13 protein-coding genes are annotated in these 13,997 nt (G+C 68.7%); 4 read left to right on the top strand and 9 right to left on the bottom strand.

From position 1 onward, the window contains the following. Positions 1-102 precede the first annotated feature (102 nt). From G6039_RS16365 to G6039_RS16325, 9 genes are all read right to left on the bottom strand, one after another. Complete coding sequence (locus tag G6039_RS16365) at positions 103-1,314, bottom strand: CaiB/BaiF CoA transferase family protein (RefSeq protein WP_043802022.1); 1,212 nt, start codon at positions 1,312-1,314, stop codon at positions 103-105. A 73-nt stretch (positions 1,315-1,387) separates the two neighbouring features. Beyond that, positions 1,388-2,869: an aldehyde dehydrogenase family protein gene (locus G6039_RS16360; RefSeq protein WP_006941634.1), complete on the bottom strand. Its 1,482-nt coding sequence runs from the start codon at positions 2,867-2,869 to the stop codon at positions 1,388-1,390. 1 nt (position 2,870) lies between these two features. After that, a complete protein-coding gene (locus tag G6039_RS16355) occupies positions 2,871-3,338 on the bottom strand; it encodes a MaoC family dehydratase (protein WP_029546556.1) in 468 nt (155 codons plus the stop codon). After that, the gene (locus G6039_RS16350) at positions 3,338-4,228 is read right to left on the bottom strand and encodes an HpcH/HpaI aldolase/citrate lyase family protein (protein ID WP_043802019.1); all 891 of its coding nucleotides are present in this window, start codon (positions 4,226-4,228) and stop codon (positions 3,338-3,340) included. The genes G6039_RS16355 and G6039_RS16350 overlap by 1 nt, the downstream gene beginning before the upstream one ends. A gap of 9 nt (positions 4,229-4,237) precedes the next feature. Beyond that, on the bottom strand, positions 4,238-5,404 hold the full coding sequence (locus G6039_RS16345; RefSeq protein WP_006941637.1) for an acyl-CoA dehydrogenase family protein: 1,167 nt from the start codon (positions 5,402-5,404) through the stop codon (positions 4,238-4,240). A 21-nt stretch (positions 5,405-5,425) separates the two neighbouring features. Then, positions 5,426-7,096 carry an AMP-binding protein gene (locus G6039_RS16340; protein ID WP_043802016.1) on the bottom strand — a complete coding sequence of 557 codons (1,671 nt, stop codon included), beginning with the start codon at positions 7,094-7,096 and terminating at the stop codon, positions 5,426-5,428. Then, positions 7,096-8,121: an LLM class flavin-dependent oxidoreductase gene (locus G6039_RS16335; RefSeq protein WP_006941639.1), complete on the bottom strand. Its 1,026-nt coding sequence runs from the start codon at positions 8,119-8,121 to the stop codon at positions 7,096-7,098. Before G6039_RS16335 ends, G6039_RS16340 begins: the two co-directional genes overlap by 1 nt. A gap of 28 nt (positions 8,122-8,149) precedes the next feature. Further along, entirely contained in the window at positions 8,150-8,923 is a 774-nt protein-coding gene (locus tag G6039_RS16330) for an SDR family NAD(P)-dependent oxidoreductase (protein WP_196813340.1), read from the bottom strand. 44 nt (positions 8,924-8,967) lie between these two features. Further along, positions 8,968-10,131 carry an acyl-CoA dehydrogenase family protein gene (locus tag G6039_RS16325; protein WP_029546558.1) on the bottom strand — a complete coding sequence of 388 codons (1,164 nt, stop codon included), beginning with the start codon at positions 10,129-10,131 and terminating at the stop codon, positions 8,968-8,970. A 258-nt stretch (positions 10,132-10,389) separates the two neighbouring features. On the opposite strand from G6039_RS16325, the gene G6039_RS16320 reads away from it, so the two are divergent. From G6039_RS16320 to G6039_RS16305, 4 genes are all read left to right on the top strand, one after another. Further along, the gene (locus tag G6039_RS16320; protein ID WP_006941648.1) at positions 10,390-10,944 is read left to right on the top strand and encodes a nuclear transport factor 2 family protein; all 555 of its coding nucleotides are present in this window, start codon (positions 10,390-10,392) and stop codon (positions 10,942-10,944) included. A gap of 95 nt (positions 10,945-11,039) precedes the next feature. Next, a complete protein-coding gene (locus G6039_RS16315) occupies positions 11,040-12,215 on the top strand; it encodes a thiolase family protein (protein WP_043802014.1) in 1,176 nt (391 codons plus the stop codon). Between the two features lie 27 nt (positions 12,216-12,242). Beyond that, positions 12,243-13,007 (top strand): SDR family NAD(P)-dependent oxidoreductase, encoded by a 765-nt coding sequence (locus G6039_RS16310; RefSeq protein ID WP_043802011.1) that lies wholly within the window; start codon positions 12,243-12,245, stop codon positions 13,005-13,007. Between the two features lie 9 nt (positions 13,008-13,016). Then, on the top strand, positions 13,017-13,781 hold the full coding sequence (locus G6039_RS16305; protein ID WP_006941653.1) for a crotonase/enoyl-CoA hydratase family protein: 765 nt from the start codon (positions 13,017-13,019) through the stop codon (positions 13,779-13,781). Positions 13,782-13,997 lie beyond the last annotated feature (216 nt).

The raw sequence follows: 13,997 nt of genomic DNA, 5'->3' as shown, positions 1-13,997 counted from the left end.
GAACCTGCTGAATTCGCGCGTGACACCGGAATCCGCGCACGCCGTGTCGTGGGTGGATTCCGGTTCACCGCATCGATTTTCGGACTGCGGTCCGTGCGACTCTCAGGACTTGCCGATCACGCCCGCCTCGGCGAGCGCCGCGAGCCGGTCCGCGCTCAGCCCCAGCCGGTCCGAGAGCACCTCGGCGGTGTGCTCGCCGATGGTGGGCACACCGTCGTAGCTGGGACCGTCGTAGCTGCCGAGGTGCAGCACCGGCCCCGGCATCAGCACACCCTTCATGATCTCGTTGCCCGTGATCTCGACGAGGGTGCGCTCCTGGAAGTGCGGGTCGGCGACGACGTCCGCGGCATCGTTCACCGGTGCGCTGACGACCTCGAACTTCTCCAGGGTCTCGAGCACGCTCGCCCGCGGCATCGAGCCGACCCATTCCTTCACCATCGCCTGCACCTCGTCGTTGTGCTCGAGGCGTGCGGCGTTGGTGGCGTAGCGGGGATCCTCGATGATCTCGGGCCGCCCCATCGCGGCGAACAGCCGCTTGGCGATGCCCTGGTTGGACGCCGCGATGGACAGGAAGCGCCCGTCCTGGGCCTCGTAGATGCCCCGCGGCGACGCCGCGCCGGTGGCGTTGCCGATGCGCTGCTGGATCTCGCCGAGCGCGGTGTAGCGCAGGAACATGTCACCGATGATGAACATCAGCGGCTCGTACAGCGCGACGTCGACGACGTCGCCCTGCCCCGTCCGCTCCCGCTTGTACAACGACATCGCGACGCCCATCGCGGCGGACAGCCCGGCGATGGAATCGGCGAACCCGAACGGCGGGGAGGTCGGCGGCGAGTCCGGCCAGCCGTTGACGTGCGCGAAACCGCTGGCAGTCTCGGCGACTGTGCCGAATCCCGGCAGGCTGCGATTGGGTCCGGTCTGTCCGAACCCGGACACCCGGGCCAGCACGAGCCCCGGGTTGTCCGCGCTCAGCACGTCGTAGCCCAGGCCCCACTCCTCGAGCCGGCCGGGACGGAACGACTCGACGACGACGTCGACCTCGGCCGCGAGCCGGCGCACCAGGTCGCGGCCTTCCGGCGAACGCAAGTCGATGCCGAGGGACTTCTTCCCGGCGTTGAGACGGGAGAAGCCCAGCGACAACCCCTCCTTCTGCGGAACCCACTGGCGTGCGAAGTCTCCGGTCGTCGGGTCCTCGACCTTGACCACCTCGGCGCCGAAGTCGCGGAGCATGCGCCCCGCGGTGGGGGCGGCATACATGGTGCCGAGCTCGAGCACCTTGACTCCCGCGAGCGGACCCGCAGCGGATGCGTTCATCGTCGTCTCTCCTAGCCTTGTCGTCCGGTTCGGCCCTGCCGAATGCGATGTTGCCGAATACCTTGCCGGCGAATCAGATCCGCCACTGGATGTGCTTGACCTCGAGGTACTCGCGCATCCCCCACTCACCGAGCTCGCGGCCGACTCCCGAGCGCCCGTAGCCGCCGAACGGCGCGTCCGGCCGCATGGCACCGCCGCCGTTGATCCATACCGTTCCGGCGCGGATCTTCTCCGCGACGCGGCGCGCCTCGACCGGGTCGTCGCACCACACGTTCGCGGCGAGACCGAAGGGGGTGTCGTTGGCGAGGCGGATGGCCTCCTCGGTGTCCTTGAACGGCAGGATCACCGCGACGGGACCGAAGATCTCTTCCTGCACCGCGCGCGCGTTGGGCGGAAGATTGCCGAGCAGAACCGGATTGACGAACCAGCCCTTCTCGGGCAGCGGCTTGGTCACCTCGAGCAGCTTCTTGCCGCCCTCGGCCGCCGCGCCGTCGATGAAGCCCTGCACGCGGTTCTGGTGATCGGGCCGGATCATCGGGCCGATGTTCGTCGCACGGTCCCACGGGTCGCCGACGACCATCTGGTCGAACGCCGACGCGCCGGCCTCGAGGAACTCGTCGTAGACCGAGTCGTGCACCAGCAGCCGGGCGAGGGCGGCGCAGCCCTGACCGCCGTTGCGGGACCAGCGCAGGTGCATCTCGACGGCGATCTTCTGCACGTCCACGCCGGGCAGCACGATGTTCGGCGACTTGCCGCCGAGCTCGAGGGTCACGCCGGCCAGGTTCGCCGCGGCCTGCTCCATGATCTTCGCGCCCACCCCGTCGGAACCGGTGAAGGACACCCGGTCCACGCCGGGATGCGAGGACAGCCGCTGCCCGACGTCCGCGCCGCCGATGACGACGTTCATCACGCCCGGCGGCAGACCCGCCTCGCGGATGAGATCGCCCAGGAACAGGGTGGTCAGCGGGGTGCGCGGGGACGGGAGCAGCACCACGGTGCAGCCGGCCGCGAGCGCGGCGCCGAACTTGAAGATCGCCAGGTTCAGCGGGTAGTTGTACCCGGTGATCGCCGCGACGACGCCCACCGGCTCGTACACGACGTCGCTCATCGTCGGCACCGGCTTGTCGTACTCGCCGAGATGGACGGTGCGGTCGGTCTTCGCGGCCTCGGCGGCCCACCGCAGGTGCTCGTCGACGGCCATCTTGACCTGCAGGTACTCGGCGAGCGAGACCGGCGTGCCGACCTCGTTGACGATCGAGGGCAGCAGCCGGTCGGCGGCCTTCTCGAGCACGTCGGCGAAGCGGTGGATGTGGCGGGAGCGCTCCTCGCCGCTCAGGGCGGACCACGCCGGGAAGGCGGCGCGGGCGGCGGCGACGGCGGCGTCGACCTGGTCGGTGGAGGCGCCGCCGACGGTGGCGATGACCTCCTCGGTGGCCGGGTTGTAGACGTCCCACGTCTCACCGGCGGGCTCGACCTCCCGGTCGCCGATCAGCAGGGTCCGGGTTTCGGGAACCCAGTCCTTCAACGGGAATTCGGTTTCGGGCGCTGCAGTCATCTCAGGCACCTTCCTCGGTGGTGGGGCGCTTGGCCATCAGGCCGACGCGCTCGAGCAGGCAGACGAGTTCGTCGCGCTGGTTGAAGCCGCGGTGTTCGAACCACACGATGCCGCTGTCGGTGCGGCTCTCGGATTCACGCTTCTTCAGGATGGTGGTCTCCGCGCGCAGGGTGTCGCCGTGGAAGACCGGATTCGGGAACTTGACCTTGTCGTAGCCGAGGTTGCCGAGCGTGGTCCCCATGGTCAGCTCGGGTACGTGGAACGCACCGATGAGCGCGACGGTGAACAGGCTGTTGACCACCCGCTGCTTGTGGATCGTCGTCTTGCAGAACTCCTCGTCGAGATGCAGCGGCTGGATGTTCATCGTCAGCGAGGTGAACAGCACGTTGTCCATCTCGGTGACGGTGCGGGTCATCGAGTGCTTGTAGTGCTTCCCGACCTCGAACTCCTCGAAGTACAGACCGCGCATCACCGTTCACCTCTCCGTAGGATCGCCTCGGCTCGTTCGAGCCATTGAATTGCCTTGTCGTAGTGGGCCTTGTCGATGTGCAGGCCGCGATACCGCAGCGCGCCGACGCCCTCCGCCTCCGCCTTCTCGTAGGCCTCGGCGAGTCCGCGGTAGAACTCCAGGTCCTGCTCCGACGGGCTGAACACGTCGTTGACGGTGGCCACGTGGGAGGGGTGGATCGCAATCATCCCGCGGAACCCGAGCTGCCGGCCTCGCACCGCGAAGTCGCGAAGCCCGTCCAGGTTCTCGAGATCCTCCCACAGGCCGGTCAGGGCGTGGATGCCGGCCTCCCGGCAGGCCAGCAGCACCCGGCTGCGCAGGTAGAGGGTTTCGTGTCCCTCGGGGGTCCACTCGTAGCCGACCTCGCGGGCGATGTCGGCGTGCTCGGCCGACGGGCCGATCATGGCACCGACGCGCGGCGACGCTGTGGCCACCTCGAGACAGTTGTGGATGGCCTTCACCGTCTCGACGGGCACGATGTACTCGAGCCCCGCCACCCCGTTGCGCAGCTCGAAGTGGTCGAGCAGCGCGTCGTAGCGCAGGACGTCGGTGGCCTGCTCGATCTTCGGGGCGAAGATGCCGGTCAGGCCCGGCACCACGACCGCCTCGAGATCGGCCCCGGTCAGCCGGGTGGCGAGGGGGTTGACGCGCACGAACAGCCCGACGTCCCGGTTGGACTCGCGCACCCGCGCGATGGACTCGGCGACGGTCGCGCGGGCGGCCGCCTTCTCCGCGGCCGGCACGGAGTCCTCGAGGTCGAGCACGACGCAGTCGGCGCCGGCCGCGACGGCCTTGTCCACCCACTTCAGGCGGTGCCCCGGGACGAACAGGATCGAACGATACGGCTGCACGTCGTCCTCCTAGTAGCTTCGCGGCAGGCCCAGCACGTGCTCGGCCGTGTAGTTGAGGACCATCTCCTGGCTGATCGGCGCGATCCGCATGAGCCGCGCCTCCCGGAAGTACCGCTCGACGTGGAACTCCTTGCCGTAACCGAAGCCGCCGTGGGTCTGCAGGGCGACGTCGGCGGCGTAGAAGCCGGCCTCGGCGCACAGGAACTTCGCCGCGTTCGCCTCCCGTCCGCACGGCAGGCCCTGGTCGACCATCCACGTCGCCTTGTCCAGGACCGCCTCGGCGGCGTCGAGGCGGATGCGGGCCTCGGCGAGCTGGAACGCGATGCCCTGGTTCTTCCCGATGGGACGGCCGAAGACCTCGCGCTGCTTGGCGTAGTCGACGCCGCGGCGCAACGCCGCCTCACCGATGCCGAGGGCGGCGTTCGCCGAGATGACGCGTTCGGCGTTGAGGCCGCCGAGGATGGTGCGGAAGCCGTGCCCGACCTCACCGACGACGTCCTCGTCCGCGACGAACAGCTCGTCGATGAACAGCTCGTTGGTGTCGACGGCGTTGCGGCCCATCTTGGGGATCGGCCGGATCTGCACCTTGCTGCGGTCCATCTCCGCGAACATCAGCGTCATGCCGGCGGTGCGCTTGGCGTTCTCGTCGCGGGGGCTGGTGCGGCACAGCAGGAGCATGCGTTCGGCCTCCTGCGCCTTGGTGATCCACACCTTCTTGCCGGACACCAGCCAGCCGCCGTCGACCTTCTTGGCGAAGGTGCGGATGTTGGTGGTGTCCGTACCGGCGTCCGGCTCGGTGACGGCGAACGAGGTGTGCAGCTCGCCGGTGACGACGCGCGGCAGGTACTTGCGCTTCATCTCCTCGGAACCGTGGTGGATGATCGGCTCGAATCCGAAGATGCCGATGTGTACCGCGCTGCACCCGCCCATGCCGGCGCCGGACGCGGCGATCTCCCGCTCGACGATCGCGGCCTCGGTGACGCCGAGGCCGCCGCCGCCGTACTCCTCGGGGACGGTGAGACCCATCCAGCCGCCCTCGGCCATGGCGTTGTAGAACTCCCACGGGAACTCGTGGGACTCGTCGTGCTCGGCCCAGTACTCGTCGGGGAACCGCTTGCACAGATCGTGGATCCCCCGCCGGATTTCCTCGTGGGTCTCGTTCTTGCTGTAGTCCATCTCGGTTGCCTTTCCCGGCCGTCAGACCGCGGGGACCGCGGTGCGGTCTGCGTCGGAGACCGCGGTGCGGTCGTAGGTGTCGGGGGTGATGCCCTCCTCGCGCAGGACCGCCTTGCGGACCTTCTCCGACGGGGTCTTGGGCAGCGCGCCGACGAATCGAAGGTAGCGCGGGATCGCGAAGGCCGGAATCCGGCCGTCGCACCAGGCCAGGATCTCCTCCGGACCGACGTCGCCGGTGCCGACCACGGTCGCGAGCACCTCGTCCTCGCCGCCCTCCACGTCGGCGGGAACACCGATCACCGCGCACTCGACGACGGCCGGGTGCCCGAGCACCGCCTGCTCGATCTCGTAGGAGCTGATGTTCTCGCCGCGACGGCGCAACGCGTCCTTGTACCGGTCCACGAAGTAGAACCAGCCGTCCTCGTCCTTCTTGAGGGCGTCGCCGGTGTGGAACCACAGGTTGCGCCACGCCTCGAGCGTCTTCTCCGGCATGTTGTAGTACCCCATGCTGCACGTCCACGGTTGCACCGGACGCACGACCAGCTCGCCGACCTCGCCGACCTCGACCTCGCGGTCCGTCTCCGGGTCGACCAGGCGGATGTCGAACCACTCGGAGGCCGCGAGCCCCGCGGCCCCGGCCGGCCGGGGCACCCCGTAGGGCGCGACGATCGGCGCGCAGGTCTCCGTCAGCCCGAACGCATCGACGAAGGCCTCGATGCCGTAGCGCTTCTTGAAGTCCTCGACGATGGAGCTGGCCGTCGGCGCCGCGTACACGCAGCGCAGGCGGTTGTCGAGGTCGTTCTCGCGCGGCGGCTGCTTCCACGCGAAGTCCATCATGACCCCGACGAAGTTGGTGACGGTGACGTCGTCGTCGCGCACGTGGTCGATCCAGCGGCTCGCGCTGAACTTCGAGCGCACCACGGCCCGCGCCCCGGCCACCAGGGCGGGGTAGACCGCCATGAACTGGGCGTTGCCGTGGAACAGCGGCGTGGTGGTGAGGTAGGTGTCCTCGCGGGTGAGCCGGGTGAAGCACACCACCTCCTGCGCGAAGAAGTACAGCTGCGAGTTCGGCATCGCCACGCCCTTGGACGGGCCGGTGGTCCCGGAGGTGAAGAAGATCGCGCCGAGGTCCTGGGGCCGTGCCTGCGGCAGCTCCTGCACCTCGCCCGCCTCCAGCGCCTCCCACGCCTCGGCGTCCCAGCCGTTGGCGCGCAGCAGTTCGAGTGCCAGGTCGCGGTTTCCGGCGCCCGAGTCGACCACCCAGAACTTCTCGATGCCACGCGCATGCTCGGCGATCGCCACGAACCGCTCGGCGTAGGTGTCGTCGATCACCGCCCACCGCGGCTCGACGGTCACCACCTGGTGGCGGAGGAACTCGCCCTCGTAGTTGGTGTTGATCGGCACCTCGACGAGTGCGCCGACCGCGGTGCCGAACCAGGAGCGCACGAGCTGGGACGAGTTCTGCGCCATGATGATCACCCGGTCACCCTGCTGCGCGCCGGCCCGGTACCAGGAGCTCGCGATCCGTTCGGCGGAGGAGAGCATCTCGGCGTAGGTGAAGCGCCGATCCTCCTCCGGCGTGACGAGGAATTCCGAATCCGGCTGGGACGCAGCGTACGTGCGCAGCACGTGGCCCAGCGTCCAGTCCTCCGGGTCGGTGAAGGTCGGTTTCAGATCGGTGTAGGTCTGCATCAGGACAACTCCCGGTTTGCGGGGATCGCGGTGATCGACGGAACGATTTCCTTGCCGAGCCGGGAGATGGCGGCGATGGTCTCGTCCGCGTCCATCGTCGGCCACTGCGGACGCATCAGCAGCGGGTCGACCGGCATGGTGGTCACCAGGTCGGTCAGCTGGGCGACGACCTGCTCGGGATCGCCGACGACGGCGTGGCTCGACACCGCCTTGGCGAACTCGTTCTCGAGGTCGGTGCCCTTCATGACGTCCAGGCCCTTGTTCGCGTAGGTGAGGTAGCGGCCCTGCGCCACGCGGGCGTACTCCTGCATCGCCTGCTCGCGGGTGTCGGCGACCAGCACGTTGCGGCGCAGCGGCTGCGGGCCGAATTCCTTGCCCCGCTCGGCGAAGAGATCCCGCACGACCCGGAAGCGTTCGAGCACTTCCTCTTTCGGGGTCTCCGGCGGCGTCGCGTAGGCGTCACCGTACTTGCCGGCGCGGCGGACACCGCCCATCGCGTGCGCGCCGATCCAGATCGGCGGGTGCGGATCCTGCACCGGGAACAGGTGCGGCTTGACGCCCTCGAGCTGGAAGTACTTGCCGTGGAAGGTGACCTCTTCCTCCGTCCACAGCTTCTTCATGATCTGCAGCGACTCGTCGAACCGTCCGGCCCGCTGCTTGAACGGAATACCGAGGTAGTCGAACTCCTCGGGTCGATAGCCCAGGCCGGCACCGAAGATCAGCCGCCCCTCGGTGACCACGTCGAGCGTGGCGATCTCCTCGGCCAGCATCACGGGGTGATACAGCGGCGCGATCATGATCTGGGTGACGAGCTTGATGTGCGGCTCGACGTGCGCGGCGAGGCGCGCGAGCAGCGGCACGGGCTGCAGCCACCGCAGTTCCCCGTAGAGGAAGTGCTGGCCGATCGCGATGTAGGTGAAGCCGTTCTCCTGCGCCGCGTCGACGATGCGCAGTACGTCCTTGAACTGCTGTGCGGGGCTCACCGACTTCGGAACGTCGCTGAGCAGCAATCCGACCTGAACCATGGTCCTGTCCCTCCGGTCGAAGTGGTCGTTACTGAGCGGTGAGTCCGCCGTCGACCGGAATGGTCACGCCGGTGATGTAGCTGGCATCGTCGCTGTTGAGGAAGGCAATCACCGACGCGATCTCCTCGGGCTGAGCACCCCGGCCGAGCGGGATGGTGGCGACGAAGTCCTTGGTCAGGGCCGAGACGTCGGCGCCGGGCTCGCGCCCGAAGAACTGCGAGAGCATCGGCGTGACGACCTGGCCGGGGCAGATGACGTTGACCCGGATACCGTCCTTGGCGCCGACGAGCGCGAGGGAGCGGGCGAACGGGACGAGCGAGCCCTTGGTCATCGAGTAGATCGGGCTGAACGGCGAACCGATCAGCGCGGACGTCGACGACGTGAGGGTGACCGAGCCCTTGCCCTCCGCCTTCTTCAGCAGGTCGAAGCCGAGGGTGGTGGAGTAGTAGGCGCTCTTGACGTTGACCGCGATGTTCTTCTCCCAGTCGGCGTCGCCGACCTCGAGGCCGCCCGGGCCGGGCATGCCGACCTGCGCGTGCAGCGCATGGAGGACGCCGTGGTCGGCGTCGATCTTGCCGAAGAGCGAGCGAAGATCGTCGTTGTTCGTCGCGTCCACCCGCATCGGAGTGGCCTGACCGCCCTCGGCCCGGATCTCCTCGGCGACGGTGACCGCACCGTCCTCGGACAGGTCGGCGACGTACACGTGGCCGCCCTCCTGGGCGATGCGATGGCTGATCGCGCGGCCCATTCCCGAACCACCGCCGATGATCGCGGCAATACGTCCCTCGTAACGACCCAGCATTTCGTTCACCTCGTTCTCGAGAAGTTCTTCGTTGATGTGCAATGTCAGGCGCGCTGATCGAACGTGCGGCCCAGGAGCTCGGAGACGATCCGGGTGCGCTGCATGGTCGGCGTGCCGCCCGCCAGCGCCCATCCGTGCGAATCGCGGTGCAGCCGTTCGATTCCGAACTCCTCGGTGTACCCGTTGCCGCCGTGCAGCTGGATCGCCATGTCGGTGACGCGCTTGGCCATCTCGTTGGCGGTGCACTTGGCGAGGGAGACCTCGAGCGGATCGGGCAGTCCGTCGGTGATGTTCGCGACGGCGCGATCGCGGAGCAGCCGAGCGGCCTCGACCTGCAGGACCATGTCGGCCAGGGTCATCTGGACGGACTGGAACTCGACGAGCGGCTTGCCGAACTGGTGGCGCTCCTGCACGTAGGTGACGGTGCGGTCGAGCGCCTCCTGCCCGATGGCCAGGCTCATGGTCGTGTTGCCCAGGCGCTCGATGGTGAACGCGCCGAACAGCTTCCTGAAGCCGCCGGCCTCGGCGACGATGTTCTCCTCCGGAACGACCACGTCGTCGTAGAAGATGTCGGCCGACGGAATGCCCCGGAAGCCCATGAGCTTCTCGCGTGCGCCGTAGCTGATGCCGGGCCGGTCGGCCTCGACGAGGACGGCTCCGATGCCCTTGGCGCCGGGGGCATCGCCCATGCGGCAGTAGGTGAGGTAGACGTCGGCCTCGCTGCCGTTGGAAATCCACCGCTTCATGCCGTTGACGACGACACCCTTGTCGGTGCGCACGGCCTTGGTGGTCATGTCGGTGGCGGCGGAGCCGGCGTCGGGCTCGGAGATCGCGACGGCCATGGTCTTCTCGCCGGCGACGATCTGCGGCAGGAACGTCTTCTTCTGGTGTTCCGTGCCCAGGCGGGCGATGGCCTGGGCCGGGCCGGTGTTGGATTCGAAGATCTGGAAGGCCGCCGGCCGGCACACCTTCGCGAACTCCTCGATCACCGCCAGGGCGTGGGACAGCGGGGCGCCGGACCCTCCGTACTCCTCCGGCAGCGAGATGCCGAGATAGCCCAGCTCGCCGAGGAAGCGACGCTCGTCGTGCGGGAACGCGGTGCGTTCGAGATCCCACTGCGCAGCCTTCGGTGCGTAGCGTTCCCGGGCTACGGTCGCCGCGGCCGCACGGATGTCCCGGAGCTCGTCGTCGACGTGCGATGTCGCCATGTCCCCACCTTTCTGTGTTCATCATTAACCTAAAGTGCCCACCGGATGTGGTCAAGGTCACTCAGTTCGATGACTCACATACTAACCATGATAATGATTAAGAGGCAATCGCTTCTTTGATCGATGGTCGCCACCCAGGCCCGGAAGGGTCGTCACCTGCGGAATTCGCGGCCTCGCCGGCGCCGCCCTGTCCTTCCCGCGCCTCCACCGCCTATTGTGCAATACATCACAATCGTTATCAGTTTCTATGGAGGTCACATGACGACACTCGACTCGTCCCCGACGGCGCTGGAGGAGCTGGCCCGGCGCCTCACCCGGCTCGAGGACCGTGCGCGCATCCAGGACCTCGTCGCGGCCTACGCCATCGCTGTCGACGACCACGACCTCGAGACCCTGCTCTCGCTGTTCACCGAGGACGGCGAGTTCGAGCGCGCCGGCTCCATCGCCCGCGGGCGCGAGGAGATCCGCGAGTTCTACGTCGCCGCCATGGACCGCTACAGCCTGACCCTGCACTCGCCGCAGAGCGACCAGATCTCCGTCGACGGGGACCGCGCACGCGGATTGCTCACGGGCCGAGCAGAACTGGCGCTCGACGGGACGTTGATGATGGCGGCGTACCGATACTCCGACGAGTACGCCCGCGTGGACGGCCGCTGGCTGTTCCGGCGCCGGGACCTGCGGTTCATGTACGCCGTGCCGTTCGAGCGGATGAATGCGGGCCTGTGCACGACGGAGCGCATCCAGTGGCCGGGCACGCCGCACCGGCGCGCCGACTTCCCCGAATCCCTGCCGACCTGGTCGACCTACCGATGAGGGCCCTACCGGTGTGACGCGGGCCATACGATCGGTCGGAGAATGGTTTATAGTAACCATCATCATGAATTGATTTCCCGACTGGAGGAACGCCCATGACCCGCGCTGTCATCGTCGACGCCGTCCGATCCCCCACCGGACGGGGCAGAGCGCAGGGAGCGCTGGCCGGGGTGCACCCCAGCGATCTGCTCGCCCAGGTCCTGGCCGGGCTCGTCGCCCGCAACGACCTCGATCCCGGCCTGATCGACGACGTCCTCATCGGCTGCGTCAACCAGTCCGGCGAACAGTCCGCCACCCCCGGGCGGCAGGCCCTGCTCGCGGCCGGATTTCCCACGCACGTGCCCTCCGTGACCATCGAACGCAAGTGCGGCTCCGGCCAGCAGGCCGTCGACTTCGCGGTCCAGGGCATCACCGCCGGCGCGTACGACATCGTCGTCGCCGGCGGCGTCGAGTCGATGAGCCGGGTCCCGATGGGATCGGCGGCCATGGGCAAGGACCCGCACGGGCCCGCCGTGCGCGAGCGCTTCCCCGATCTCGTCCCGCAGGGCATCGCCGCGGAGCTCGTCGCGCAGAAGTGGGCACTGAGCCGGGCCGAGCTGGACGAGTACTCGGCCCGCTCGCACGAACGCGCGGCACACGCGCGCGCCGCGGGCTGGTTCGACGGCGAGATCGTTCCCGTCACCACCCCCGACGGCGTGGTGACCGCCGACGAGACCATCCGCGAGGGCACCACCGCCGGCAGGCTCGCCGGTCTGCCCGCGGCCTTCGACACCGACACGTGGCGCGAGCGTTTCCCCGAGCTGGACTGGAAGGTCACCGCGGGCAACTCCTCGCAGATCTCCGACGGCGCGGCCGCCCTGCTGATCATGTCCGAGGAGAAGGCGGCCGCGCTCGGCCTGCGCCCGCGCGCCGCGATCGTGGCCTCGGCCGTCGTGGGCGACGATCCCACCCTCATGCTCACCGGCCCCATCCCCGCCACCGAAAAGGTCCTCGCCCGGGCCGGCCTGTCCGTCCGGGACATCGCCGCCTTCGAGGTCAACGAGGCATTCGCCGCCGTCCCCCTCGCCTGGCAGCGCGAGATCGGCGCGTCCGACGACGTCCTGAACCCGCTCGGCGGCGCCGTCGCCCTCGGACACCCGCTGGGCGCGTCCGGTGCCCGGCTGATGACCACACTGCTCCACCACCTCGAACGCACCGGCGGGCGCTACGGCCTGCAGACCATGTGCGAAGCCGGCGGAATGGCCAACGCGACCGTCGTGGAACGACTGTAGAAACCCACTTCCGACTCAGGAGAAATCATGGACATCACCCAGGGATCGGCGGTAGTGACCGGCGGGGCCTCCGGCCTCGGCCTGGCCACCGTCAAGCGCTTCGTCGGCCTCGGCGTGCCGACGGTGATCCTCGACCTGCCCACCTCCGACGGGGAGGTCGTCGCCAAGGAACTCGGCGAGCTCGCCGTGTTCGCCCCGGCCGACGTCACCGATCCCGACGCGGTGAACCGCGCGCTCGACGCGGCCGAGGAACGCGCTCCGCTCCGGGCCGTCGTGCACTGCGCCGGCCGCGGTGGCACCGTCCGCGTCGTCGAGAAGGACGGCACCCCCGGTTCGCTGGACATGTACGAGAACCTGATCCGGATCAACCTGATCGGATCGTTCAACGTGCTGCGCCTGTCGGCCGCGCGCATGGTGAACAACGAGCCCGTCGACGGCGAACGCGGCGTCATCGTCCTCACCGCGTCGGTCGCGGCGTGGGAGGGCCAGATCGGCCAGATCCCCTACGCCTCCGCCAAGGCCGGTGTCGTCGGCATGACCCTCGTCGCCGCCCGTGATCTGGCCCGGAAGCTCGTGCGCGTCAACAGCATCGCGCCGGGCACCTTCGACACACCGATCCTGTCCCGGTTCTCGCAGGAGATCCGCGACGGACTCGCCGCCCAGACCCCGCACCCCGCCCGCCTCGGGCAGCCCGACGAGTACGCGAAGCTCGCCCTGTCGATCGTGGACAACGCGATGATCAACGGCGAGACGATCCGTATCGACGGCGCGATCCGCATGCAGCCCCGCTAGGAGACAGCCATGGACACCCCCGTACACGTCGAACAGTCCGACGGCGTGCAGATCATCACGATCAACCGGCCCGAGGTGCGTAACGCGATCAACACCGAGACCGCCGTCGCCGTCGCCGCCGCCCTCGACGAACTCGACGCCCGCGACGATCTCGTCGCCGGCGTGATCACCGGCGCCGGCAAGACCTTCTGCACCGGGATGGATCTGAAGGCCTTCCTCGCCGGCGAACGCCCCTCCGTCGAGGGTCGCGGCTTCGCGGGCATCACCGAGAAGTCCCCGGCCAAGCCGCTCGTCGCGGCGGTCGAGGGACACGCCGTGGCCGGCGGGTTCGAGATCGTGCTCGCCTGCGACCTCATCGTCGCCTCCGAGACAGCCGTCTTCGGCCTGCCCGAGGTCAAGCGCGGCCTGCTGGCCGGTGGCGGCGGACTCCTGCGGCTGCCACGCCGCGTCCCGCACCAGCTCGCCGTCGAATGGTGCCTCACCGGTGAGTACTTCTCGGCGCAGACCGCGTACGAGGCGAAGCTGCTCAACCGCCTCGTGCCCGAGGGGCAGGCGCTGACCGAGGCGATCGCCCTGGCGAAGACCATCGCGAAGAACGGCCCGCTCGCACTGCGCGCCACCAAGCAGATCATCGCGCAGGCCCGGGACTGGTCCAACGAGGAGGAGTTCGAGCGCATGCGCGAGATCTACGAGCCGGTGCGTTCCTCCGCCGACGCGAAGGAAGGCGCGCTGGCGTTCAAGGAGAAGCGCGAACCCGTCTGGCAGGGACGCTGACCCAGCGGAACGACGAGCGGGGCCCGGGATCAATTCCCGGGCCCCGCTCGCATTCGTGTGCCGAAGGACCGAATGTCACACCGCTTCGATCTGGGCTGACTCAGGTGGTCCATGCGACACGCTCCCTGACCAGGGGAGATGTCAGTGGGTCGAGCAGCACGAGAGGCGAAGAAGGCTAGGTTCTTCGCCATGCGCATGACGAAGGTGTCGATCGCC

It is taken from the genome of Rhodococcus aetherivorans, from assembly GCF_011058165.1.
GTDB classification, from domain to species: domain Bacteria; phylum Actinomycetota; class Actinomycetes; order Mycobacteriales; family Mycobacteriaceae; genus Rhodococcus; species Rhodococcus aetherivorans.
The sequence above is the reverse complement of the archived record's forward strand: the minus strand, read 5'-3'. Positions and strand labels throughout refer to the sequence as shown.

Bases quoted from the DNA above. Each gene is read 5' to 3' on its own strand.
- G6039_RS16365 (WP_043802022.1), bottom strand. From the start codon at position 1,314: ATGAACGCATCCGCTGCGGGTCCGCTCGCGGGAGTCAAGGTGCTCGAG.
- G6039_RS16360 (WP_006941634.1), bottom strand. From the start codon at position 2,869: ATGACTGCAGCGCCCGAAACCGAATTCCCGTTGAAGGACTGGGTTCCC.
- G6039_RS16355 (WP_029546556.1), bottom strand. From the start codon at position 3,338: ATGCGCGGTCTGTACTTCGAGGAGTTCGAGGTCGGGAAGCACTACAAG.
- G6039_RS16345 (WP_006941637.1), bottom strand. From the start codon at position 5,404: ATGGACTACAGCAAGAACGAGACCCACGAGGAAATCCGGCGGGGGATC.
- G6039_RS16340 (WP_043802016.1), bottom strand. From the start codon at position 7,096: ATGCAGACCTACACCGATCTGAAACCGACCTTCACCGACCCGGAGGAC.
- G6039_RS16335 (WP_006941639.1), bottom strand. From the start codon at position 8,121: ATGGTTCAGGTCGGATTGCTGCTCAGCGACGTTCCGAAGTCGGTGAGC.
- G6039_RS16330 (WP_196813340.1), bottom strand. From the start codon at position 8,923: ATGCTGGGTCGTTACGAGGGACGTATTGCCGCGATCATCGGCGGTGGT.
- G6039_RS16325 (WP_029546558.1), bottom strand. From the start codon at position 10,131: ATGGCGACATCGCACGTCGACGACGAGCTCCGGGACATCCGTGCGGCC.
- G6039_RS16320 (WP_006941648.1), top strand. From the start codon at position 10,390: ATGACGACACTCGACTCGTCCCCGACGGCGCTGGAGGAGCTGGCCCGG.
- G6039_RS16315 (WP_043802014.1), top strand. From the start codon at position 11,040: ATGACCCGCGCTGTCATCGTCGACGCCGTCCGATCCCCCACCGGACGG.
- G6039_RS16310 (WP_043802011.1), top strand. From the start codon at position 12,243: ATGGACATCACCCAGGGATCGGCGGTAGTGACCGGCGGGGCCTCCGGC.
- G6039_RS16305 (WP_006941653.1), top strand. From the start codon at position 13,017: ATGGACACCCCCGTACACGTCGAACAGTCCGACGGCGTGCAGATCATC.